This is a genomic window from Halobellus sp. GM3 (genome assembly GCF_052545375.1).
Genome location: NZ_JBQWLT010000007.1, coordinates 120,209 through 139,502 on the forward strand (window position 1 = coordinate 120,209; position 19,294 = coordinate 139,502).

At 68.3% G+C, this 19,294-nt stretch carries 20 protein-coding genes; 13 read left to right on the forward strand and 7 right to left on the reverse strand.

What is annotated here, in order from left to right; genetic code table 11:
• Position 1: 1 nt before the first annotated feature.
• A complete protein-coding gene (locus ACT3HL_RS12450) occupies positions 2 to 931 on the reverse strand; it encodes a replication factor A (protein WP_445087159.1) in 930 nt (309 codons plus the stop codon).
• Positions 932 to 1,160: 229 nt separating this feature from the next.
• Between ACT3HL_RS12450 and ACT3HL_RS12455 the strand changes: the two genes are divergently transcribed.
• Together ACT3HL_RS12455 and ACT3HL_RS12460 are read left to right on the forward strand one after the other, a co-directional pair.
• On the forward strand, positions 1,161 to 1,496 hold the full coding sequence (locus tag ACT3HL_RS12455) for a DUF7091 family protein (protein WP_445087160.1): 336 nt from the start codon (positions 1,161 to 1,163) through the stop codon (positions 1,494 to 1,496).
• A complete protein-coding gene (locus ACT3HL_RS12460; RefSeq protein ID WP_445087161.1) occupies positions 1,496 to 2,710 on the forward strand; it encodes a sugar phosphate nucleotidyltransferase in 1,215 nt (404 codons plus the stop codon). Before ACT3HL_RS12455 ends, ACT3HL_RS12460 begins: the two co-directional genes overlap by 1 nt.
• Position 2,711: 1 nt before the next feature.
• Here ACT3HL_RS12460 and ACT3HL_RS12465 read toward each other — a convergent pair whose 3' ends face one another.
• Positions 2,712 to 3,332 carry a Tfx family DNA-binding protein gene (locus tag ACT3HL_RS12465; protein WP_445087162.1) on the reverse strand — a complete coding sequence of 207 codons (621 nt, stop codon included), beginning with the start codon at positions 3,330 to 3,332 and terminating at the stop codon, positions 2,712 to 2,714.
• A 174-nt stretch (positions 3,333 to 3,506) separates the two neighbouring features.
• Positions 3,507 to 3,992 (reverse strand): TRAM domain-containing protein, encoded by a 486-nt coding sequence (locus tag ACT3HL_RS12470; RefSeq protein WP_445087163.1) that lies wholly within the window; start codon positions 3,990 to 3,992, stop codon positions 3,507 to 3,509.
• 118 nt (positions 3,993 to 4,110) lie between these two features.
• Here ACT3HL_RS12470 and ACT3HL_RS12475 point away from each other — a divergent pair, with 118 nt between their 5' ends.
• A complete protein-coding gene (locus ACT3HL_RS12475; RefSeq protein ID WP_445087164.1) occupies positions 4,111 to 4,821 on the forward strand; it encodes a hypothetical protein in 711 nt (236 codons plus the stop codon).
• A gap of 108 nt (positions 4,822 to 4,929) precedes the next feature.
• On the opposite strand, the gene ACT3HL_RS12480 is transcribed toward ACT3HL_RS12475, so the two are convergent.
• The gene (locus tag ACT3HL_RS12480; protein WP_445087165.1) at positions 4,930 to 5,925 is read right to left on the reverse strand and encodes a radical SAM protein; all 996 of its coding nucleotides are present in this window, start codon (positions 5,923 to 5,925) and stop codon (positions 4,930 to 4,932) included.
• Between the two features lie 183 nt (positions 5,926 to 6,108).
• Between ACT3HL_RS12480 and ACT3HL_RS12485 the strand changes: the two genes are divergently transcribed.
• The gene (locus ACT3HL_RS12485; RefSeq protein ID WP_445087166.1) at positions 6,109 to 7,236 is read left to right on the forward strand and encodes a DUF373 family protein; all 1,128 of its coding nucleotides are present in this window, start codon (positions 6,109 to 6,111) and stop codon (positions 7,234 to 7,236) included.
• Positions 7,237 to 7,279: 43 nt separating this feature from the next.
• On the opposite strand, the gene ACT3HL_RS12490 is transcribed toward ACT3HL_RS12485, so the two are convergent.
• Together ACT3HL_RS12490 and ACT3HL_RS12495 are read right to left on the reverse strand one after the other, a co-directional pair.
• Positions 7,280 to 8,122 carry a polyprenyl synthetase family protein gene (locus ACT3HL_RS12490; RefSeq protein WP_445087167.1) on the reverse strand — a complete coding sequence of 281 codons (843 nt, stop codon included), beginning with the start codon at positions 8,120 to 8,122 and terminating at the stop codon, positions 7,280 to 7,282.
• A gap of 84 nt (positions 8,123 to 8,206) precedes the next feature.
• On the reverse strand, positions 8,207 to 9,598 hold the full coding sequence (locus tag ACT3HL_RS12495) for a DUF7345 domain-containing protein (RefSeq protein WP_445087168.1): 1,392 nt from the start codon (positions 9,596 to 9,598) through the stop codon (positions 8,207 to 8,209).
• Positions 9,599 to 9,707: 109 nt separating this feature from the next.
• Between ACT3HL_RS12495 and ACT3HL_RS12500 the strand changes: the two genes are divergently transcribed.
• Positions 9,708 to 11,081 (forward strand): DUF7096 domain-containing protein, encoded by a 1,374-nt coding sequence (locus ACT3HL_RS12500; protein ID WP_445087169.1) that lies wholly within the window; start codon positions 9,708 to 9,710, stop codon positions 11,079 to 11,081.
• Between the two features lie 92 nt (positions 11,082 to 11,173).
• Complete coding sequence (locus tag ACT3HL_RS12505; RefSeq protein ID WP_445087170.1) at positions 11,174 to 11,671, forward strand: type IV pilin; 498 nt, start codon at positions 11,174 to 11,176, stop codon at positions 11,669 to 11,671.
• Between the two features lie 82 nt (positions 11,672 to 11,753).
• On the opposite strand, the gene ACT3HL_RS12510 is transcribed toward ACT3HL_RS12505, so the two are convergent.
• Positions 11,754 to 12,398 (reverse strand): methyltransferase domain-containing protein, encoded by a 645-nt coding sequence (locus tag ACT3HL_RS12510; RefSeq protein WP_445087171.1) that lies wholly within the window; start codon positions 12,396 to 12,398, stop codon positions 11,754 to 11,756.
• Between the two features lie 121 nt (positions 12,399 to 12,519).
• Between ACT3HL_RS12510 and ACT3HL_RS12515 the strand changes: the two genes are divergently transcribed.
• The 7 genes from ACT3HL_RS12515 to ACT3HL_RS12545 all read left to right on the forward strand — a co-directional run bounded on the left by ACT3HL_RS12515 (position 12,520) and on the right by ACT3HL_RS12545 (position 19,294).
• Positions 12,520 to 12,852 carry an ATP synthase archaeal subunit H gene (locus tag ACT3HL_RS12515; RefSeq protein ID WP_445087172.1) on the forward strand — a complete coding sequence of 111 codons (333 nt, stop codon included), beginning with the start codon at positions 12,520 to 12,522 and terminating at the stop codon, positions 12,850 to 12,852.
• Positions 12,839 to 15,106: a V-type ATPase 116kDa subunit family protein gene (locus tag ACT3HL_RS12520; RefSeq protein WP_445087173.1), complete on the forward strand. Its 2,268-nt coding sequence runs from the start codon at positions 12,839 to 12,841 to the stop codon at positions 15,104 to 15,106. The genes ACT3HL_RS12515 and ACT3HL_RS12520 overlap by 14 nt, the downstream gene beginning before the upstream one ends.
• A 217-nt stretch (positions 15,107 to 15,323) precedes the next feature.
• On the forward strand, positions 15,324 to 15,563 hold the full coding sequence (locus ACT3HL_RS12525; RefSeq protein ID WP_445087174.1) for a hypothetical protein: 240 nt from the start codon (positions 15,324 to 15,326) through the stop codon (positions 15,561 to 15,563).
• Positions 15,564 to 15,585: 22 nt separating this feature from the next.
• Positions 15,586 to 16,167: a V-type ATP synthase subunit E gene (locus ACT3HL_RS12530; protein ID WP_445087175.1), complete on the forward strand. Its 582-nt coding sequence runs from the start codon at positions 15,586 to 15,588 to the stop codon at positions 16,165 to 16,167.
• Positions 16,164 to 17,210, forward strand: coding sequence for a V-type ATP synthase subunit C (locus ACT3HL_RS12535; RefSeq protein ID WP_445087176.1), 1,047 nt, complete (start codon positions 16,164 to 16,166; stop codon positions 17,208 to 17,210). Before ACT3HL_RS12530 ends, ACT3HL_RS12535 begins: the two co-directional genes overlap by 4 nt.
• Positions 17,207 to 17,533, forward strand: a complete 327-nt coding sequence (locus ACT3HL_RS12540; protein ID WP_445087177.1) for a V-type ATP synthase subunit F — start codon at positions 17,207 to 17,209, stop codon at positions 17,531 to 17,533. The genes ACT3HL_RS12535 and ACT3HL_RS12540 overlap by 4 nt, the downstream gene beginning before the upstream one ends.
• Before the next feature lie 3 nt (positions 17,534 to 17,536).
• Positions 17,537 to 19,294, forward strand: a complete 1,758-nt coding sequence (locus ACT3HL_RS12545) for an ATP synthase subunit A (RefSeq protein WP_445087178.1) — start codon at positions 17,537 to 17,539, stop codon at positions 19,292 to 19,294.

Here is a 19,294-nt window from a genome sequence, read left to right on the forward strand (position 1 = left end):
CTCAGATCGACCTCGCTTTGATCAGCACCGCTTCCGGATCCGCCGGCTCGGCGAGTCGCTCCACGTCGTCGGCGAGGACGTACCGACCGAGTTCGGGGCCCGAAACCCGGTAGTACCGGCCGATGAGGTCCTCGCGCATCTCCTCGACGACGACCGTCGTGTCGAGGGCGTCCATCGCCATCTGCTGGGCCTCGTCGAGTTCGATCCCGGTGAGCGCTTCGGTCATCTCGCGGCCGAAGATCACCTCGTGGACCTCCGCGCCGTCGTCGAGGACGCCCTTGATCCGCAGGTCGAACTCGCCGTCGACGTCGCCGTGCTCAGAGCAGCGGCCGTTCTGGAGGACGCGCGTGCAGCCCTCCTCGGGGCAGCGCTTGATCAGTCCGCTCCCGGACTGGATGTCGACGAGCGCGCCCTCGACAGTGACGGCGTCGTCGCCGACCTCGATGTCCTCGTCGAGTTCTTCGATGGACGTCGTCTTGTTGAGCTTCACCGAGAAGTTACCCTGGTACTCGTCGGTGACGACGTTTCCGAGGCGGTAGACCGCGCCCTCCTCGAGTTCCGGCAGGTCTGAGGTCTCGAAGGCGACGAACTTCGTGCGGCCCGACTCGTCGCCGAGCAGCCCCACCTGCGCGATGGAGTCGCTCCGGGGCTCCCAGAGTTCGACGACCTTCGCGGTCACGTCGATCCACTGCTCGTCCTCGTCGATGTCGGCGAGGCGGACCTCGTCGTTGCCGCCGCGTCCGATCTCCTCGCGGTCGAGGCCGGCCTCGTCGAGGTAGCTGTTGATCACCGATCGACGCGCCTCCTCGACCGGGACCCGGTACTCGTCGACGAGGTTCCGCAGTCGCTCTTCGACGTCGTCGTCGTCCACGTCGAGGTGCTCCGAGAACTGTTCGGCTATCTCCGCTGCGTGTGTTCGCAGGTCTGACATAGTTTCACTCGCCTCCACCTTGTTTTCCGTTGGGAGGCACAGGGCAGTTGGTTCCCGATGAGTAATAAAGTGTCGTAACCGGGGTGAAAGTGAAACGTCGGGGCGCCCGAGTAGTCCATACCGCCGCATTCCACCACACAACCGCCACGCCGCCGCATTCCACCGCGCCGCCGCACATCCGCCCTCGCCACCAACGGACCTATACCGGTCGCGACCCCATCTCCCGGCGATGAACGACCGCCTCGAACGGCTCTTCCGGCGTCAGTTCCGGGAGGCCGGCCGCCAGTACGCACGCGTCAGAGACGCCTACCGGGCGGGGCGGGACGGGTCCGATCGTGCTGCGGGGAGCGGAGACGAGGGGGCAGCGGAGAACGGGGGCAGCCACGCGGTCCCGGACTCGATCCCACGCGACGGCGCGGGGAACGTCCGAATCGTCTGTCGACGCGATGCCGAGCGCCGCGCCGCCGCCGTCGACGACGCCCGTCCGGCGTGCTTCGAGGCGGGCCACCCGGACTGTGAGGGCTGTGTCGAGGACCTCCGAGACGGCATTGTGGAGACGTGGTGATGCCGACGGAGTCCCTTCCCGTCGTCGCCGTCGTGCTCGCGGGCGGCACCGGCTCGCGACTGTACCCCGCCAGCCGCTCGGACCGCCCGAAGCAGTTCCTCTCGCTGGCTGGTGGGGCGCGCGCCGAGGCCGATGCCGACGCCGATGACGACACCGATGCCAACTCCGATGACGACACCGATGCCGACTCGGGCGCGTCGCTCCTCGAACGGACCGTCTCCCGCGCCCGCGCTGTCGCCGACGAGGTCGTGGTCATCACCCGCGAATCGTACGCCGAGGGCGTCAGGTCCCGCGTCCCCGATGCGGCGGTTCTCGTCGAACCCGCCGGACGCGATACCGGGCCGGCGCTCCTCTACGCGACACACCGGATCGGTCGGCGGTACGACGACTGCGTCGTCCTCGCGCTGCCCAGCGATCACCTCGTCGGCGAGGGGTTCGCCGAGGCCGTCGGCCGCGGCACCGACGTCGCCGCCGCGGTGGACCGACTCGTCACCTTCGGCGTCGAGCCCACGCGGCCCGAGACCGGATACGGGTACATCGAGCCCGCGGATCCGGACGGGGACGTCGGCCCGGACGGAGACACCGACTGGCTGCCCGTCGCGTCGTTCCACGAGAAGCCCGACGCCGAGACCGCCGAGGCGTACGTCGAGACGGGATACTACTGGAACGCCGGCCTCTTCGCCTTCCGGCCGGCGGTCTTTCTCGACGCCGCGTCGTCGTCGCCGCTCTCGCCACTGCTCGACGCGCTCCGGTCGGCGGAGAGCGGCGGACCGACCGGGGAAAGCGGACGTACCGAGGGGAACGGATCGATCCCGGAGGGCGAATCGGCCGCGGCCGCGGCGTTCAGATCGACTGACGCCGTGAGCGTCGACTACGCGATCTTCGAGACGTCGGAGGAGGTCGCGGTCGTTCCGGTCTCGTTCCCGTGGGACGACATCGGATCGTGGGACGCGCTGGAACGCGCCGCCGACTTCGACGCGGCAGCGGGTGTCGATGCCGACGACGCTGAGAACGTCGCGGTCGGCGACGTGACCGTTCGAACGCTCGACGCCGCCGACAACGTCGTGGCCGGCGACGGCGCACACGTCTCGCTCGTCGGCGTCTCCGATCTCGCCGTCGTCAGCTGGGACGATCGCGTGCTGGTCGTCCCGAAAGACCGCGCCCAAGACGTCAAATCCCTCGTTCGGTCACTGGAAGACCGCGGCGAGTTCTGAACTACTCCGCGGAGCGTCGCACCTGCACGCGCCCGCTGGCGGTCACGCCCACGAGCAGCGGCTCTCGGACCTCCCGCCCCTGAACCGCGTCACCGGCGGCGTCGGAGACCGACTTCATCAGCTCCGGGGCGGTCCGGTTCGCCTTCACGCCGGCCGCGTCGCACGCGTCGTACACCTGCTTCGGCACGTCGTAGAGGTCGGTCCCCTCCTCGACGGAGACCTGTACCGGCGCGGCCAGCGCCTCGGCGAAGGCGACGGTCTCGCGGGCCTTCTCGACGTTCCGTCGGGCGCTCGATTCGACGCTTGAGACGTTCGCCCGCGAGGTCCCCAACATCGAGGCGATCCGGGACTGCCGGAGGCCTCGTTCGCGCAGCGCCAGCACCTCCGCCTGCCGACGCGTCAGCACGCTCTCGTCGGGGTCGAATCCGGTCTCCGAGAGCACCGCGTCGACGTCGATCTCCGCATCGGCGTCGGCATCGCCGTCGACCGGTGCCGTCGACGCCGATTTCGATGCTGACGACGACGCTGACGACCCCCCCGACGACCCCTCGTCATTGACGTCCGACTCGTCGGCGTCGTCGACCGCCCCGCGTTCGTCGCCGTCTCGGTCGGCCTCGTCCATATGGGCTCGTCGACGGCCACCCGCAAAAAGCCTACAGAAGCGCGGCCTCGTCCGGAGGGGAAGCAGTCGATCGTCGACACCGCCGAATATCGCGGGACAAAAAGCGAACCCACCGAAAAACGCCCACCAGCAGTATGACTGTCCGTACCGCCTCGAACCGCCGCTCGCGCGTCGTTACCCGCCCCAGAAGTTGTCGCGGCTGCCGAGCGCCGTCGGTCGTCCCGGCCCGGTGTCGTCGCGACTGTCCGCGTCCTCGGTGTCGTCAGCGCTCGCGTCCGCGCCTCCGTCCTCGCTCGCGTCCTCTTCGGCGTCGCCCTCGCCGTCGAGGGGCAGCCGTTCGACGACCTTCTTCGCGGTCGCGTGGTTCGACTTCACGCGGTCGATTCGGACGACAGCGCGCGCCTCCGGCAGGAGGCCGTCGACGAGCACGATGAACCCGTCGTCCGTCCGGCCGACGCCCGCTCCGCTCTCGTGGATGTCGTCGACGTCGACGACGATCTCCTCGCCGGGCTTGACGGGTTGGGCCTTCAGGTCGCGGATGGGCTGCTCGTAGTTGTTACACCACTCCGCGCCGCCGCGGTCGCCGTAGTACTGACACCCCATCCCATCGATTCGCTCCGAATACCGGGGGCAGTCGTCGGCCAGCGGACAGTCAGACATAGCAAACTGTAGTTCGCGGCCTGTCTAAACGCTTGCGGGTTCGTGGATCGATCTCCCGTGTCAGCGCGTGTTCGCCGCCACCCGCAACGCTTTCGGGCGTCTCGAACCGACCCCGACTATGACCCGCCGCGTCCCCGAGTTCGCCGTCCTTATCGGCGTCTTCCTCGGGGTCTCCGTCGTCGTCACGGGAATCACCCTCGGCTGGAGCCTGTACGACACCGTCGTCGTCGCCGCGCTCGTCTCGTACCCCTTCGTCGGCTTCGGCGTCGTCCGCGACGACGACCCCGCGGCGACGATCCGACCGCGCTGGGTACTCGCCGCGGGCGGGACCGTCGCGGGACTCGGGGCGCTCTCCGTGCTTCTCGACCGGCCCGCGCTCGCCCCCGAAACGCCGCTCGTCGCGTGGCTGGTCGGGCTCGTGCTCTTTGCCCCGCCCGCGGCCTACGCCGTCCGGTACGGGGCAGACGTCAATCCGTTGTCGCCGGAGACGACCGTCCTCGTCGGTGCCGCCGTCGGTCTCGCGCTCGCCGTCGCCGGACTGCTCGTAGACAGTCCGCTCACGGGCGTCGCCGCCGGCGCCGTCTCGGGACTCGGCGCCGCGCTCTACGGGACCGCGCGCGGCGTCGACCCCGACGCCCGAACGAAGCGGCTCGCCGCGTCGGGCGGCGGGCTGATCGGCCTCGGAATCGTCGCCATCGGCGTCGTTCGCGGTGGCGCGCTCGGCGAGTGGCTGCTGGTGGGCGCGGCGGCCGCGCTCGTTCCGAGTCTCTATGCGGCGCTGACGGCAGAGTCGGGGCGGAAGCGAGCGAGTCGGCGCGGGGGGAACTGACGCGTAGCGAGCGGGAGTCCTCCCGCTCACGGTCGGCCGCTCGCACGCGACGCGCGATCGAGAACGGAGCAAGCACGTCCGCTATGCCAGCCGTTACAAGCGCATCCGCTACGCCAGCGGCGTCCGCTCGACGACTGTGCCGTCGGCCGTCGGATACTGCTCGACGATCTCGCCCTCGGCGACGTCGCCCGCCTCGATCATCTCCTCTAAGAGCCACCACGCGACCTCGACGTGGTTCGATTTGACCGTGTAGAACTCCTCGGCGACGCCGAGCGCGTCCAGCTCCTCGGGCTGGATCCACGTCTTCCCGTAGACGAGCGTCCCGTCGTCGGTGACCTCGTCGAACGGCCGGCGGATCGAGCGTGCCATCCGTTTGAGCCGGTTGCGGTGCTGGGCGGCGTCTTTGAACACCGACGTACAGAAGTACACGCGCTCGTGGTCGCCCATCGAGTCGAGAATCTCCTCTTTCGATCCGTCGACCGCGGACATGTGGCCCTCTTGGAGTTCGTACCCCGCCTCCTGCATCCGGCGGTAGTTGCCGTCGCTCATCTCGAACTCGTTGACGTTGCAGAAGTCCGCGGCGCCCTCGTCGAGGAACTCGAGGAACTCCGATTCCGCCCGGATCCCGGGGATCTCGAACGCGGGCGTGAGCCCCTCCTCGCGGGCGACGTAGAGGATCTCCTCCCACTCGGTGCCGTGGAGGTCGCCCCACAGCTCGTACGGCGGGTGGAACCGGATCTCGTCGAGGCCGGCTTCCGAGAGCCGTCGCATGTTCTCTCTCCCCCCCGTGATCCCGGTGTAGAGGTGCGTGTGGTGGTCCTCGCCGAACTCGTCTTTCAGAAGCGAGAGGTACCGACAGGTCTTCTCCATCGCCTCCTGGGGCTCTCCGCCCGTGATCGAGGTCCCGAGGGCGTCCATCCGCCGCGCCTCCTCGATGACGTCGGCGTCGGATTCGACGAGGCGCTCGTTCGCGTAGACGTCGGTGACGTTCTTGCGGTTCTCGCCGAGCGGGCAGTAAAAGCAGTCGCGCTGGTCGCAGTAGCCGTAGACGAAAAGCACCATCTTGCCGCCTTTCGCGCACTGCTCACAGCCCTTCGAGATCATTCGTTCTCCTACGGTACCGTCCCGAGACTCAAAAGTCGTGCTACTTGGACCGACGCCGATCGGTCGACCGTCTCCCGGGGCGGCCGGGCGCCCGTTTTTGGCGGCTTCTGAGTCCTGTCTCCTCCTGTCCGCGGCCGCGAGCGTCCCGAAAACAAATATACTCCGGCGGCGAAGGTCCCACAGATGCTGTTGGTCCTCTGTGTCGACCTCGACGACGACCTCGGCCGCAAGACCGGGCTGGACACGCCGGTCGTCGGCCGCGACGCCGTCGAGACCGCGGCTGTCGAACTCGCGACGGCCGACCCAGAGGACTCCGACGTCAACGTGCTGTTTCAGGGGATCCACGAGTACGACGACCTCAGCGCGGACCCCGGCGTCGAGGAGGACGTCGAGGTGGCTGCCGTCACCGGCACGCAGGGCGGCGACGTGAAGGCCAACCGGGCGATCGGCGAGGAGATCGACCGCGTGCTCGCCGGGCTGTCGACCGGCGAGAACGTCAGCTCGATCGTCATCACCGACGGGGCGCAGGACGAGTCGGTCCTGCCGATCGTCCGCTCGCGCGTCCCCATCGACAGCGTCCGCCGCGTCGTGGTCCGGCAGGCCCAGGACCTCGAATCGATCTACTACACGATGAAGCAGGTCCTCGCCGACCCGGAGACCCGCGGGACGATCTTGGTGCCGCTCGGCATCCTGCTTCTCATCTACCCGTTCGTCACGATCGCCAGCTTCTTCGACATCCCCGGCGCGGTCGTGCTGGGCGTCATCTCCGCGCTCTTGGGTCTCTACACGCTCTTTCGGGGACTCGGACTGGAGGACGCCGTCGACGACACGGCCGCCCGCGTCCGCGATGTCCTCTATGAGGGCCGCGTGACGCTCATCACCTACGTCGCCGCCGCCGCGCTGCTCGTCGTGGGCGGATTCAGGGGCTACGCGCTCGTCGAGACGCTCCGTGCGAGCCCGGCCGAGACGACGCCCCCGCTGGTCTTGGCCGCCCTCGTCCACGGCGCGGTCCAGTGGTTCGCCGCCGCCGGCGTCACGTCCAGCCTCGGGCAGGTGACCGACGAGTATCTGGCCGACCGGTTCAAGTGGCGCTATCTGAACGCCCCGTTCTACGTCGTCGCCATCGCCGTCGTCCTCTACGTCGTCTCGGGGTTCTTCCTGCCGCCGGGGATCGCGGGCGTCGAGTCGTTCTCGATGACCCAACTGGCGGTCGGCCTCACGGCGGGCACGCTCCTCGGCGTGTTCAGCACGCTCGCGTTCGCGATCGCGGAGTCGCGGTTCCCGACCGCCGCGGAAGCGACGCAAGGATAGCGTAGACCGCTCGCGGAAGGGCCGATCGAGAACCGAAGACGGGCTATCGCTCGCGGACGACGACGAATTCCGCGAGGTCCTGCAGGTAGCCGAGCGGTTCGCTCTCGTCGACGTCCGACGACGCGAGGGCCTCGAGCGCCCGGTCGGACTGCTCGTGGGCCCGCCCGTTGGCCTCCTCGGCCGACAGCTCGGTGACTTGGACCAGCGACGGCCGGTCCATCTCGGCGTCCTGCCCGGTCGGCTTGCCGAGTTCCGCCGCGTCGGCGGTCGCGTCGAGCACGTCGTCGCGGATCTGAAACGCCACGCCGACGCGCTCGGCGTACTCGCCGAACGCCTCGATGGTGAAGGGGTCCGCGTCGGCGGCCACGGCACCGAGTTCGGCCGCCGCCCGGAACAGCGCGCCGGTCTTCCGGCGGGCGAGCTCGACGTACTCGCGCTCGTCGGTCGGTCGAGCGACCAGTTCCGTCGCCTCGCCCTCGCCGAGTTCGACCATCGACTCCGCGACGATCTGGGTGGCGTGATCGTTCCGAGAGAGGAGCGCGAACGCCTCGCCGAGCAGCCCGTCCGAGGCGATGATCGCGGGGCCGTAGCCGTACGCTGCCCACGCGCTCGCCGTTCCGCGCCGGACGTCCGAGCGGTCGATGATATCGTCGATGACCAGCGAGGCGTTGTGAACGAGCTCGATCGCGACGGCGAAGTCGACAGCGTCCGCGGGGTCGCCGCCGCAGGCCTCACAGGCGAGGACCGTTACCGCGGGCCGAACGCGCTTTCCGCCCGCCAGCGCGACGTGGGCGACCTCGTCGGATAGCTCCGGAGGATCGATCGCCTCGATAACCTCTTCGAGGCGCGTTTCGACCATCGATACCCGACGCTCCAGATACTCCATTACCCGGTTCTCCGGATGGGACGGCAAAAGAGGTTCCGAAACCGAGGCTTCGAACGCGCCGACTGCGCGGGCCGGAGCGGGCGGTTAGTCCGTTCCGTCGGCGTCGGAACCGCGCCGATGGGCTTCCGCGTCGCCTTCGGACGGCCCTTCGAGGCCGCTTCGACCGGCTGCGGTATCGGCGGATTCCGCGTCGTCGGTGTCCGCCCCCTCGGGCAACGAGATGAGGTTCTCGCGGCCGAGCCGGAGCTTTTCGACCCGGCCCTCGTCGGCCATCGCCGACAGCAGCTGCGAGACCTTCGCGTCGGACCACCCGGTCTCGTCGACGATCGTCGCCTGCTTCATCCGCCCGCCGTTTCGACCCAGCAGGTGTTCGACGCGCTCCTCGTCGGAGAGCAGCGAGAGGTCGACGTCCGCGGCCGTCTGATCGGCGGGCGCTTCGTCACCGGAGCCCGCCGATCCGGCGGCGCCGTCTGCGCCCGCAGTCACGGAAACTGATCCGCCGGCGCCCGACGCGTCCACCGTCCCCGTTCCGGCGTCGGGGGCGGTTGCCTCCGATCCGGCGGCCCCGTTCGCCCCCGAGAACTCCTCACCACCGTTCTCGCGCGCCTCGGCGGCCGGTCCGTCGACCGCCGGGCCGCCGGGGTCCTCGGGTGAGGACGGCACCGAGTCCCAGCCGCCGTCGCCGCGGCGCCGGAACCACCACGCGCCGGACAGGAGCGCGAGGACGACGATCCCGCCGCCCGCGAGGAGGCCGATCGGCAACTGATCGGCCGGCCCGACGGTTGTGTAGGTGATCCGCAGTTCGCTGTCGCCCTCGAAGTCGGAGGGCTGTGCGAGGACGACCGCACTCTCACGCTGCTGGACGGGGATGCTCGTCCCCGTCACCGTGTAGCCGTCCGGCGGGTGGATGGCGATCTCCTGATCGGCGTCGAAGATCGACAGCCACGTCCGCTGTTCGTCGCTCTCGGCCGTCGGGAGCCTGAACACGTCGTCGAGGACGAGCGTCTCGTTGCCGCCCGCGCGGAGGAAGTTCGTCCAGCGGAACGAGAGCGCGAGCGTCCCGCGGTCGCCGGACTCCGAGACTGAACTGTGATACGCCACGTCCTCGATGGCCATCGACCGACCGGTCGCATCGCTCGCACGCTGCATCAGCGACTCGAAGAGCCGCACGTCGGGCCCCGCGTCGCCCTCGCCGTCTTCGTACTGCGCCGCGAGGGATCTGAACGCGCGCGTCTCGTTCTGCGATTCCAGCGAGTAGCGCGTCTGGACGCGCCACTCCGCGCTCCGATCGGGGCGTAGAGCGATCCTGACCGTAGTCCGGGGCCCTTCGTCGTCCCCGTCGTCCAACTGCGGATAGGCGGCCGAGTCGGTCAGCGCGTCGGAGACGCCGGCGCCCGGGTCGACAGCGAACGCCGAGGCTGGCACGACAGCGACGACGACGAGGAGGAGGGCAAACCCCAGCGCGGGCGTCCGCATTTGACGTGCAGTGCACGTGGAACGCTCAAAACGCTTTCCATCGGACCGGCTCACTGCGGGAGGCGACAATGACGTCGTTTTTAGTAACGCGCCGGCGTAGGCCAGTCGTATGCGTGCCGTTCCGATCGCAGTCGCCCTCCTCTTGATCCTCTCTTCGGTCGCCGGCGTCGTCCCGGCGCTCGGGGACACCGACACCGGCGGGAGCGCTGACACGCTCGCGTCGGAGACTCCGCCGGCGCTGGGACCGTCGGTTCCGGCGGGTCAGCTATCGACCGCGACCACGACGCCACCGGCGCAGGTGTCGGGACCGGACGGCGGTGAGACGCCGATCCACGTCCTCGGCATTCCGTCCGAGGAGGCCACCCGAAGCACGCTCGAAACCGAGTACGTCGAACTCGGGAGCGGTCTCTCCTTCGCCACCTCGACGGCCGACGTCCACCTGTCGACGGGGGCCGTGGTCGAGCGGGTCGAATCCGCGGAGTCCCCGGAAGCGCGCCAGCAGTTCCTGTTACAGGAAGTCAGCGCCGTCGAACAGCGGCTCGTCACGCTCCGCTCACAGCAGCGGCAGGTCGTCGAGGCGTACGGCGCCGGGGAGTTGCCGCCCCGACGGCTTCTCTACGAACTCGCACTGATCGACGCCGAGGCGAGGGACCTCGATGCGCGCCGCGAACAGCTCCAGTCGCTCGCGGACTCGACGCCGGAGTTCAGCATCTCGTCGTCCCGGTTCGGCAACATCGAACTCGAACTGAACACGCTCACGGGACCGGTGCGCGGGCACGCGGCGGCGGTCCTCCGCGGCGAGGCCGCCTCGGGGCGGTTCTTCGTTCAATCGGGCCCCGACAGCGTCACGCTGAGCGTCATCCGCGATGGGACGTACGTCCGCGAAACGTACCGCGGGACCCTCCGCGAGGGGAGCGGCGACTCGTTCTCGCTGGGCGACGCGGTGAACGCGACCGAGCAGGCGTACCCGACGATCGCGGCCCAGCGCCTCCGCGACGACACGCTCGGGAACCCCGACAGCGACAGCACGCGGGTGACCATCGAACACGAGCGCGGCCGGCTGGTCTCGTTCGTCGACAGCGGGAGCGCCCGCGTGTTCAAAGAGTTCCAGTACCGCCCGATCGATCAGGTGGCGACGCGCTCGCCGACCTCGGCGGTCAAAGACGGCCTCGAGCTGACCGCGCACCGGACCTACCCCGGCGGCCCCGTGCGCCTGCAGCTCAACAGCACCGCGACCGACGAGCCCGTCGACGCGCAGATCACCGTCGGCCCCGCCGGCGGCCGGAGTTCGGTCGTCGGGCGGACGGGACCGGACGGGTCGCTGTGGACGGTCGCCCCGAACGGCACCTACCAGGTGACCGCGATCGACGGCAGTTCGGTCGTTCTCCTCTCGGTCGATCCGACGCCGACTCCGTATGTCTACGGTAACATCAACGACAGTACGGGATCGAGCGGCGAGGGGACGGCGACGCCGACCGCGTGAGGCCGACTCGGCGCTGAGCGGTCGCAGTTCGAGACTGGACCGCGAGTCCGTCGGCGGCGAGCGTTTTTCCCCGATGACGGACCAGACGCCACGTGACAGCGCGCGCGACAGCACCCGTGATCGGTGTGGTACTGCTGCTCTTCGTCGGCGTCGCCCTCGGCGGCGTCGTCGCCGCCGGCGCGGAGGCCGTACAGGCGGCCGCGGGCGACGAACGGCTCGCGGGCGGCCCGGACCGCGGTGGGGGGTCGGGATCGGTCGCACTGTCGCTCCGGCTCGACGGCCGGACGGTCTCTCTCACGCACGAGGCGGGCCCGACGCTTCGGATGGCCGACGTTCGACTCGCCGTCGCGATCGACGGGGAGTCGCTCCGTCACCAGCCGCCGGTCCCGTTCTTCGCGGCGCGGGGGTTCCGCGGCGGGCCGACGGGGCCGTTCAACGTCGCGGGCGACGGGCGTTGGTCGGTCGGCGAGACCGGGTCGTTCCGGCTCGCGGCGACGAACGACCCGCAACTGTCCCCCGGGAGTGTCGTCTCCGTCACCGTCTCCGTCGAGGGGCGCCGCGTCGGCCGGGTGAGCGGGACCCTCGACTGACTGGGTATATTACGCGAGAAGAATCGGGCGTCACTCGTCCGCTCCGCGTCGGGCGCCACTCGTCCGGTTCGGATCGCCGAACTCAGTCGCCGCTCTCGTCTGACGCTTCCTCGGGAACGCGCGCGATGGTCGTGATCGCCCGCGGGCTCCACGGGTAGGCCTGCTGGATGTGGTGTTCGATGTCGACGAAGCCGGCCTCCTCGAACATCCGCTGGGCCTCCGTCTCGTCGTAGAAGAGCATAATCGCGTCCGCGAGGTGCTGGAAGACGCGGTTGTTCGGGTAGTCCGGCCCGACGACGAGGACGCGGCCGCCCGGTTCGACGACCCGGCGGAACTCCCGGAGCGCTTCGACCGGGTTCGGCCAGTACTCGATCGACCCCGACGACCAGACGACGTCGAAGGCGTCCTCGCGGAAGGGGAGCCGCTCGGCGTCGCCGCGGTAGAACCGGACGCGGTCGTTCGGGCCGAACTTCGCGAACGCCTTCTGCAGTTGGTGTCGGCTCTGGTCGAGCCCGTGAACGTCGTCGGTGTAGCGGAGCAGTCCCTCGGTGGCGAATCCGGTGCCGCAGCCGACGTCGAGGACGCGCTCGTCGGCCTCGATGGCGAGCCACTCCAGCGCCGCGTCGCGCATCTCCTCGTTCCAGATGAAGGGGTTGATCCGGTCGTAGACCTTCGAGAGGTACTTGTAGAACAGGCGCGCGTTGGCCTTGTCTTCGAGGACACCCATCGCGTCGCCGTTGGACCGGGTGATGCATAACGGTGCGGATCCGACGCGGCAGCGCCCCGGTTCCCGAGGGTGTTTCGCAAACACCTTATACGGCGTTGCGCAACGTTTCGGTGATACGAGTATGCCGAGACCAGAGGTTCTCGAACGGATCAAGGCGGCTGAGTCCGAGGCCGACGACATCGTCAGCGAGGCCGAGGAAGATCGCGACGAGCGAATCGAGGCGGCCCGTCGCGAGGCCGAGGAGATCCGCAGCGAGGCAGAACAAGCGGCCGACGAGTACGCAGCGGAGCGGCTCGCCGAGGCCCGCAAGGAGATCGAGGAGGAGCGCGAAGCGCGCCTGGAGGAGGGTCGAGAGGCGCGAAAGAAACTGGTCGCGTCGGCCGAGGAGAACACGGAGGAGGCGATCGAGTACGCGATCAGTCAGTTCGAGGAGGCGGTACATGCTCAGACCTGAGCAGATGAGCAAGGTCTCGGTGACGGGATCGAAGGCAGTGATGGACGAGGTCATCGAGACCGCCCACGACCTGCACCTCCTGCACGTCACCGAGTACGACGGCTCGTGGGACGGCTTCGAACCGGGGAGCCCCGTCGAGGGGGCCGAGGAGTCCTCGGACCGACTCGTCACGGTCCGCTCGCTCGAGAGCATCCTCGACGTCGACGCCGACGACGCCGGGCCGACCCGCATCGTCACCGACGACGCCCTCGACGCGGAACTCGAGGAGATCCGCACGCGAGTCAACGAGCTCGACGACCGCCGGGCGGACCTCCGACAGGAGATCAGAGAGGTCGAGGACCGACTCGACGCGCTCGATCCGTTCGTCGACCTCGGGATCGATCTCGACCTCTTGGGCGGCTACGACACGCTGCAGGTCGCCGTCGGTAGCGGCGACCGCGACGCGATCGAGCGCGCCACCATCGACGCCGAGGACCTGCGCTCCCACGAGATATTCGCCGGGGACGGCGTCCTCGCCGTCTTCGCGTACCCGACGTCCGGCGCCGACGACTCGGCGCTCACCGACGCGCTCGTCGGCGCCGACTTCGCGTCCGTCGAGGTCCCGGACGCTGACGGGAGCCCAGAGTCGTACGTCCGAGAGCTCGAACACGAGAAACAGCAGCTCGAATCGAAGCTCTCGACCGTCGAGAACGAACTCGAAGCCGAGAAGCGAGACGCCGCCGGCTTCCTCCTCGCCGCCGAGGAGAAGCTCTCGATCGACGTCCAGAAGACCGAGGCGCCGCTGTCCTTCGCGACGACCGAGAACGCGTTCGTCGCCGAGGGGTGGATCCCTGCCGAACGGTACACCGAGTTCAAGGGCGCGATCAAAGACGCCGTCGGCGAGCGCGTCGACGTCGAAGAGATCGAGCGCGCGACGTTCTCGCGGGACGGCAGCGACAACGTGCGCGAGGAGTACCCCGCCGCCGGCGCTGGCGGGGCAGCGGCCGCTGACGGCGGCTCCGACGTCGCGGCCCGCGCCGACGGCGGCAGCCCGGTCGTGATGAGCGACGACGAGCCGCCGACGGTACAGGACAACCCGGGCGCGGTCAAGCCCTTCGAGATCCTCGTGCAGGCGGTCAATCGCCCGAGCTACTACGAGTTCGACCCGACGATCATCCTCTTTCTCACGTTCCCGGCATTCTTCGGGTTCATGATCGGCGACTTCGGGTACGGAGTCATCTACACGGCGATCGGTTACTACCTCTACACGAACTTCGCGGACCGTCCGGCGTTCCGGAGTATGGGCGGCGTGACGATCGCCGCGGGGATCTTCACGGTCATCTTCGGAATCCTCTACGGCGAGATATTTGGACTCCACTCGATCTCGACGTACTTCTGGGAGGGAATGCTCGGGTGGTCACACCCGCCCATCGAGAAGGGGCTCTCGCCCGCCGGCGTCGACTGGGCCCGCGGGTGGCTCGTCGTGAGCGTCCTGATCGGCATCTTCCATCTCAACGTGGCGTGGATCTTCGGCTTCGTCGAGGACTTCCAGCTTCACGACCTCAAGCACGCGGTCTACGAGAACGGCTCGTGGCTGCTGATGATGAACGGGCTGTGGGTGTGGGTCTTCAGCGACGCGCTCAGCAGCGTCGCCCCCGGCTTCATCTACACGACGTTCTCCAGCGAGGGCGTGATCCCGCTCGGCTTTAGCGGCTTCCCGGCAATGGAGCTGTTCACCATTCCCGGCGTCGGCCCGTTCACCCTGCCGCTTCTCGTGTTCGTCGTCGGGCTTGTCCTTCTCGCGGTCGGCGAGCCCATCGAGGTCGTCGAGTTCCTGAACGTGCTCGTCAACGTCCTCTCGTACACCCGTATCGCCGCGGTGCTGCTCGCGAAGGCAGGGATGGCCTTCACGGTCAATCTCCTCTTTTTCGGCGTGTACGTCGACGACCACGGCGGCTGGCACTTCGGCCTCGGCGGGATGCCGGACGCCGCCGCCGTTTCGGCGCTCGGACCGAACGAAACGCTGAGTTATCACGGCTACGAGGTGACCGAGATCATGTTCGGCGGGCTCGTCCACGGGGACGCCGCGACGATCCTGATCGGCCTCCTCGTGCTCGTGCTCGGCCACCTGCTCGTGCTCGCGCTCGGCGTCACGAGCGCCGGCCTGCAGGCGGTGCGTCTCGAGTACGTCGAGTTCTTCAACAAGTTCTTCGACGGCGGCGGCCGCGAGTACGAGCCCTTCGGCTACGAGCGGCGCTTCACCACCGAAGACTGAGAGCGGGTCGGACGACGAACGCCCCGCGTCGATTCGGGTTTCGATCCCCCGCACACCTCGGCGGGGACAGCCGTGTTACTAATTCCCAAATCGCACGAATACCGGCGAGTCCGGGCGCTTCGCACCGATATGGCGAGTCAGTTTGGGAAGCTTTATGAGACGCGTACCTCCAATTACGCACGTTCGGAGACGAATCCGGTCAAACACACCAAAGACAATGTTCGAAGCACTCCTACAGCAGACACAGGCAGCTGCCCCGGCTCTTGAACCAACCGCCGCCGCCGCTATCGCAGTCGGTCTCGCCGCGTTCGGTGCGGGGTACGCAGAGCGCGGAATCGGCGCGGCCGCGATGGGCGCCATCGCGGAGGACGACAGTCTCTTCGTCAACGGTCTGATCCTGACCGTCCTGCCGGAGACGCTCGTTATCCTCGCGCTCGTCGTCGTATTCCTGGTCTGAACGCCTCTCCGACCTTTCCATTATGAGTTTGGACAACGTCGTCGAAGACATCCGAGACGAAGCCCGCGCGCGTGCGGAGGAAATTCGCGAGCAGGGTGAGCGCCGCGCCGACGAGATCACCGAGACGGCCGAGACCGACGCCGAGGAACTCCTCGAGGCGCGCAAGGCGGACGTCGAGCGCCAGATCGAACAGGAGCGGGAACAGGCGCTGTCGAGCGCGAAACTCGAAGCGAAGCAGGAGCGGCTCGAAGCCCGCCGCGACGTCCTCGAAGACGTCCGCAGCGGCGTCGAGGACGCGCTCGTTTCCCTCTCCGACGAGAAGCGCGAAGAACTGACGAGCGCGCTCCTGGCGGCGGCCGCGCCCGAATTCGAGGACGAGGAATCCGTGTCGGTGTACGGTCGCGCCGACGACGAAGCGATGCTCGAGGAGCTCCTCGAGGAGTACGACGGCTTCGAGTACGCCGGCGAGTACGACTGTCTCGGCGGTGTCGTCGTCGAGGGAATCGATTCCCGCGTTCGGGTGAACAACACCTTCGACTCCGTGCTTGAGGGCGTCTGGGAGGACAGCCTCAAGAACGTGAGCGAGAAACTGTTCGACCAATGAGTACCGCCGGCGGTTCCAACCCCGAGTACGTGACGGCTCGCGTCAGAGCGCGCCGAAGCGCCCTGTACGGGGACGAGGAGTACCGCAAGCTGATTCGGATGGGGCCGGCCGAGATCGCGCGGTTCATGGAGGAGTCCGACTACGAGGCCGAGATCAACGCCCTCGGCTCGCGTCACTCGGGCGTCGACCTCATCGAGTACGCGCTCAACCGGAACCTCGCAAAGCAGTTCGAGGATCTCCTTCGGTGGGCCGACGGCCGTCTGTACGACCTCATCGCCCGCTACCTGCGGAAGTTCGACGCGTGGAACGTCAAGACCGTCATCCGCGGCCGCTACTCGGAGGCCGAGCGCGAGGCGATCGAAGACGACCTCATCCGCGCCGGCGAGTTCGACGATCAGCTGCTCGATCAGCTGCTCGACGCGCCGACAATCGAAGACGTCGTCGAGCGGCTGTCGGGGACGATTTTCGGCCCCGACCTCGCGGCGGCGTACGACGACTACGAGGACGCCGGCGTGCTCGTCCCGCTCGAGAACGCCGTCGACCGCACGTATTACGAGCACCTGTTGGAGGGGCTCGTCGTCGACGAGGCGACCCAGCAGTACCGCGAGTTCTTGGAGGCCGAGATCGACTTCCGGAACGCCCGGAACGCGCTCAGACTCGCACAGAGCGGTGCGGACATCGACCCCGCCGACTACTACATCGACGGCGGGTCGCTGTTCAACGCGAGCGATCTCGCGACGCTGGCGCAGAACCGCGACGAGCTCGTCACGGCCATCCGCGAGTCGAAGTACGGGGACGACCTCTCGGAGGCGCTCGACGAGCTCGAATCGACCGAGAGCCTCATCGGCTTCGAGCGCGCGCTCGAAGCCGCCTTGCTGAAGTACACGGGCGCGCTCGGGAACGTGTTCCCGCTCTCGATCACGCCGATCGCCTCCTACATCCTCGAAAAGGAGCGCGAGGTGGACAACATCCGCGCGATCGCGCGCGGACGCGAAGCGGGGCTCTCCGAGGAGCAGATCGAACAGGAACTGGTGATCCTATGAGCCAAGAGATCGCCGTCGTCGGGAGCCCGGACTTCACGACCGGATTCCGCCTCGCGGGCGTCCGGAAGTGCGAGAACGTTCCCGACGGGCAGAAGGACGAACAGCTCGATGAGGCCGTCAGCGGGGTGTTCGAGGACGACAACGTCGGCATCGTGGTGATGCACGACGACGACCTCGATCACCTCTCCAGAGGGGTCCGCGAGACCGCCGAGACCAGCATCGAACCGACGCTGGTGACGCTCGGCGGCGGCGCGGGCGCGGGCGGCCTCCGCGATCAGATCAAGCGAGCCATCGGAATCGACCTGATGGAGGAGGAAGACTAAGTTATGAGCCAGACAGCACAAACCGTCCGCGAGGACGGTATCATCGCGAGCGTGAGTGGTCCCGTCGTGACCGCCCGCGATCTCGACGCCCGGATGAACGACGTCGTCTACGTCGGCGACGAGGGTTTGATGGGCGAAGTCATCGAGATCGAGGGCGATATCACGACGATTCAAGTGTACGAAGAGACCTCGGGGATCGGTCCCGGCGAACCCGTCGAGAACACGGGCGAGCCGCTGACCGTCGACCTCGGACCGGGACTTCTCGACACCATCTACGACGGCGTCCAGCGCCCGCTGGACGTCCTCGAAGACAAGATGGGAAGCCCCTACCTCGACCGCGGCGTCGACGCGCCGGGGATCGAACTCGACGAGACGTGGGAGTTCGAGCCCGAGGTCGCCGAGGGCGACGTCGTCGAGCCCGGCGACGTCGTCGGCGTCGTCGAGGAGACGGTCACCATCGACCACAAGGTGATGGTGCCGCCGGACTCCGAGGGCGGCGAGGTCGTCGCCGTCGAGTCCGGCGAGTTCACCGTCGAGGAGACGGTCGTCGAACTCGACAGCGGCGAGGAGATCCGGATGCGCCAGGAGTGGCCCGTCCGCGAGGCCCGACCGACGGTCGAGAAGAAGACGCCGCGGACGCCGCTGGTCTCGGGCCAGCGGATCCTCGACGGTCTCTTCCCGATCGCGAAGGGCGGAACGGCGGCGATTCCGGGGCCGTTCGGTTCCGGGAAGACGGTCACCCAGCACCAGCTCGCGAAGTACGCCGACGCGGACATCATCGTCTACGTCGGCTGCGGCGAGCGCGGCAACGAGATGACCGAAGTGATCGACGACTTCCCGGAGCTCGAGGACCCCTCGACGGGGAACCCGCTCATGGCCCGGACGTCGCTCATCGCGAACACGTCGAACATGCCCGTCGCCGCGCGCGAATCGTGCGTCTACACGGGGATCACCATCGCGGAGTTCTACCGCGACATGGGCTACGACGTGGCGCTCATGGCCGACTCCACCTCGCGGTGGGCAGAGGCGATGCGCGAGATCTCCTCGCGGCTCGAGGAGATGCCCGGCGAGGAGGGCTACCCCGCCTACCTCGCCGCGCGGCTCTCGCAGTTCTACGAGCGCGCCGGCTACTTCCAGAACATCAACGGGACCGAGGGGTCGGTCTCGGCGATCGGCGCGGTGTCGCCGCCCGGCGGCGACTTCTCGGAGCCGGTCACCCAGAACACGCTGCGCATCGTCAAGACGTTCTGGGCGCTCGACGCCGACCTCGCGGAACGTCGGCACTTCCCCTCGATCAACTGGAACGAGTCGTACTCGCTGTACCGCGAGCAGCTGGACCCGTGGTTCCAAGAGGAGGTCTCCGAGGACTGGCCCGAGGTGCGTCAGTGGGCGGTCGACGTCCTCGACGAGGAGACCGAGCTACAGGAGATCGTCCAGCTCGTCGGGAAGGACGCGCTGCCGGAGGACCAGCAGCTGACCCTCGAGGTCGCTCGCTACCTCCGGGAGGCGTACCTCCAGCAGAACGCGTTCCACCCGGTCGATACGTACTGTCCGCCGGAGAAGACGTACCTGACGCTGACGACGATCAAGACGTTCAACGACGAGGCGTTCGACGCCCTCGACGCCGGCGTCCCGATCGAGGAGGTCATCGACGTCGACGCCGCGCCGCAGATCAACCGGATCGGCGTCCAAGAAGACTACGAGGAGTTCATCGAGGACCTCAAATCCGACCTCACGGAAGAACTCAGGAGCCTCTACTAA

Bases quoted from the DNA above. Each gene is read 5' to 3' on its own strand.
- ACT3HL_RS12520 (WP_445087173.1), top strand. From the start codon at position 12,839: ATGCTCAGACCTGAGCAGATGAGCAAGGTCTCGGTGACGGGATCGAAG.
- ACT3HL_RS12470 (WP_445087163.1), bottom strand. From the start codon at position 3,992: ATGTCTGACTGTCCGCTGGCCGACGACTGCCCCCGGTATTCGGAGCGA.
- ACT3HL_RS12530 (WP_445087175.1), top strand. From the start codon at position 15,586: ATGAGTTTGGACAACGTCGTCGAAGACATCCGAGACGAAGCCCGCGCG.
- ACT3HL_RS12450 (WP_445087159.1), bottom strand. From the start codon at position 931: ATGTCAGACCTGCGAACACACGCAGCGGAGATAGCCGAACAGTTCTCG.
- ACT3HL_RS12515 (WP_445087172.1), top strand. From the start codon at position 12,520: ATGCCGAGACCAGAGGTTCTCGAACGGATCAAGGCGGCTGAGTCCGAG.
- ACT3HL_RS12485 (WP_445087166.1), top strand. From the start codon at position 6,109: ATGCTGTTGGTCCTCTGTGTCGACCTCGACGACGACCTCGGCCGCAAG.
- ACT3HL_RS12540 (WP_445087177.1), top strand. From the start codon at position 17,207: ATGAGCCAAGAGATCGCCGTCGTCGGGAGCCCGGACTTCACGACCGGA.
- ACT3HL_RS12525 (WP_445087174.1), top strand. From the start codon at position 15,324: ATGTTCGAAGCACTCCTACAGCAGACACAGGCAGCTGCCCCGGCTCTT.
- ACT3HL_RS12465 (WP_445087162.1), bottom strand. From the start codon at position 3,332: ATGGACGAGGCCGACCGAGACGGCGACGAACGCGGGGCGGTCGACGAC.
- ACT3HL_RS12510 (WP_445087171.1), bottom strand. From the start codon at position 12,398: ATGGGTGTCCTCGAAGACAAGGCCAACGCGCGCCTGTTCTACAAGTAC.
- ACT3HL_RS12460 (WP_445087161.1), top strand. From the start codon at position 1,496: ATGCCGACGGAGTCCCTTCCCGTCGTCGCCGTCGTGCTCGCGGGCGGC.
- ACT3HL_RS12490 (WP_445087167.1), bottom strand. From the start codon at position 8,122: ATGGAGTATCTGGAGCGTCGGGTATCGATGGTCGAAACGCGCCTCGAA.
- ACT3HL_RS12475 (WP_445087164.1), top strand. From the start codon at position 4,111: ATGACCCGCCGCGTCCCCGAGTTCGCCGTCCTTATCGGCGTCTTCCTC.
- ACT3HL_RS12545 (WP_445087178.1), top strand. From the start codon at position 17,537: ATGAGCCAGACAGCACAAACCGTCCGCGAGGACGGTATCATCGCGAGC.
- ACT3HL_RS12455 (WP_445087160.1), top strand. From the start codon at position 1,161: ATGAACGACCGCCTCGAACGGCTCTTCCGGCGTCAGTTCCGGGAGGCC.
- ACT3HL_RS12480 (WP_445087165.1), bottom strand. From the start codon at position 5,925: ATGATCTCGAAGGGCTGTGAGCAGTGCGCGAAAGGCGGCAAGATGGTG.
- ACT3HL_RS12500 (WP_445087169.1), top strand. From the start codon at position 9,708: ATGCGTGCCGTTCCGATCGCAGTCGCCCTCCTCTTGATCCTCTCTTCG.
- ACT3HL_RS12535 (WP_445087176.1), top strand. From the start codon at position 16,164: ATGAGTACCGCCGGCGGTTCCAACCCCGAGTACGTGACGGCTCGCGTC.
- ACT3HL_RS12495 (WP_445087168.1), bottom strand. From the start codon at position 9,598: ATGCGGACGCCCGCGCTGGGGTTTGCCCTCCTCCTCGTCGTCGTCGCT.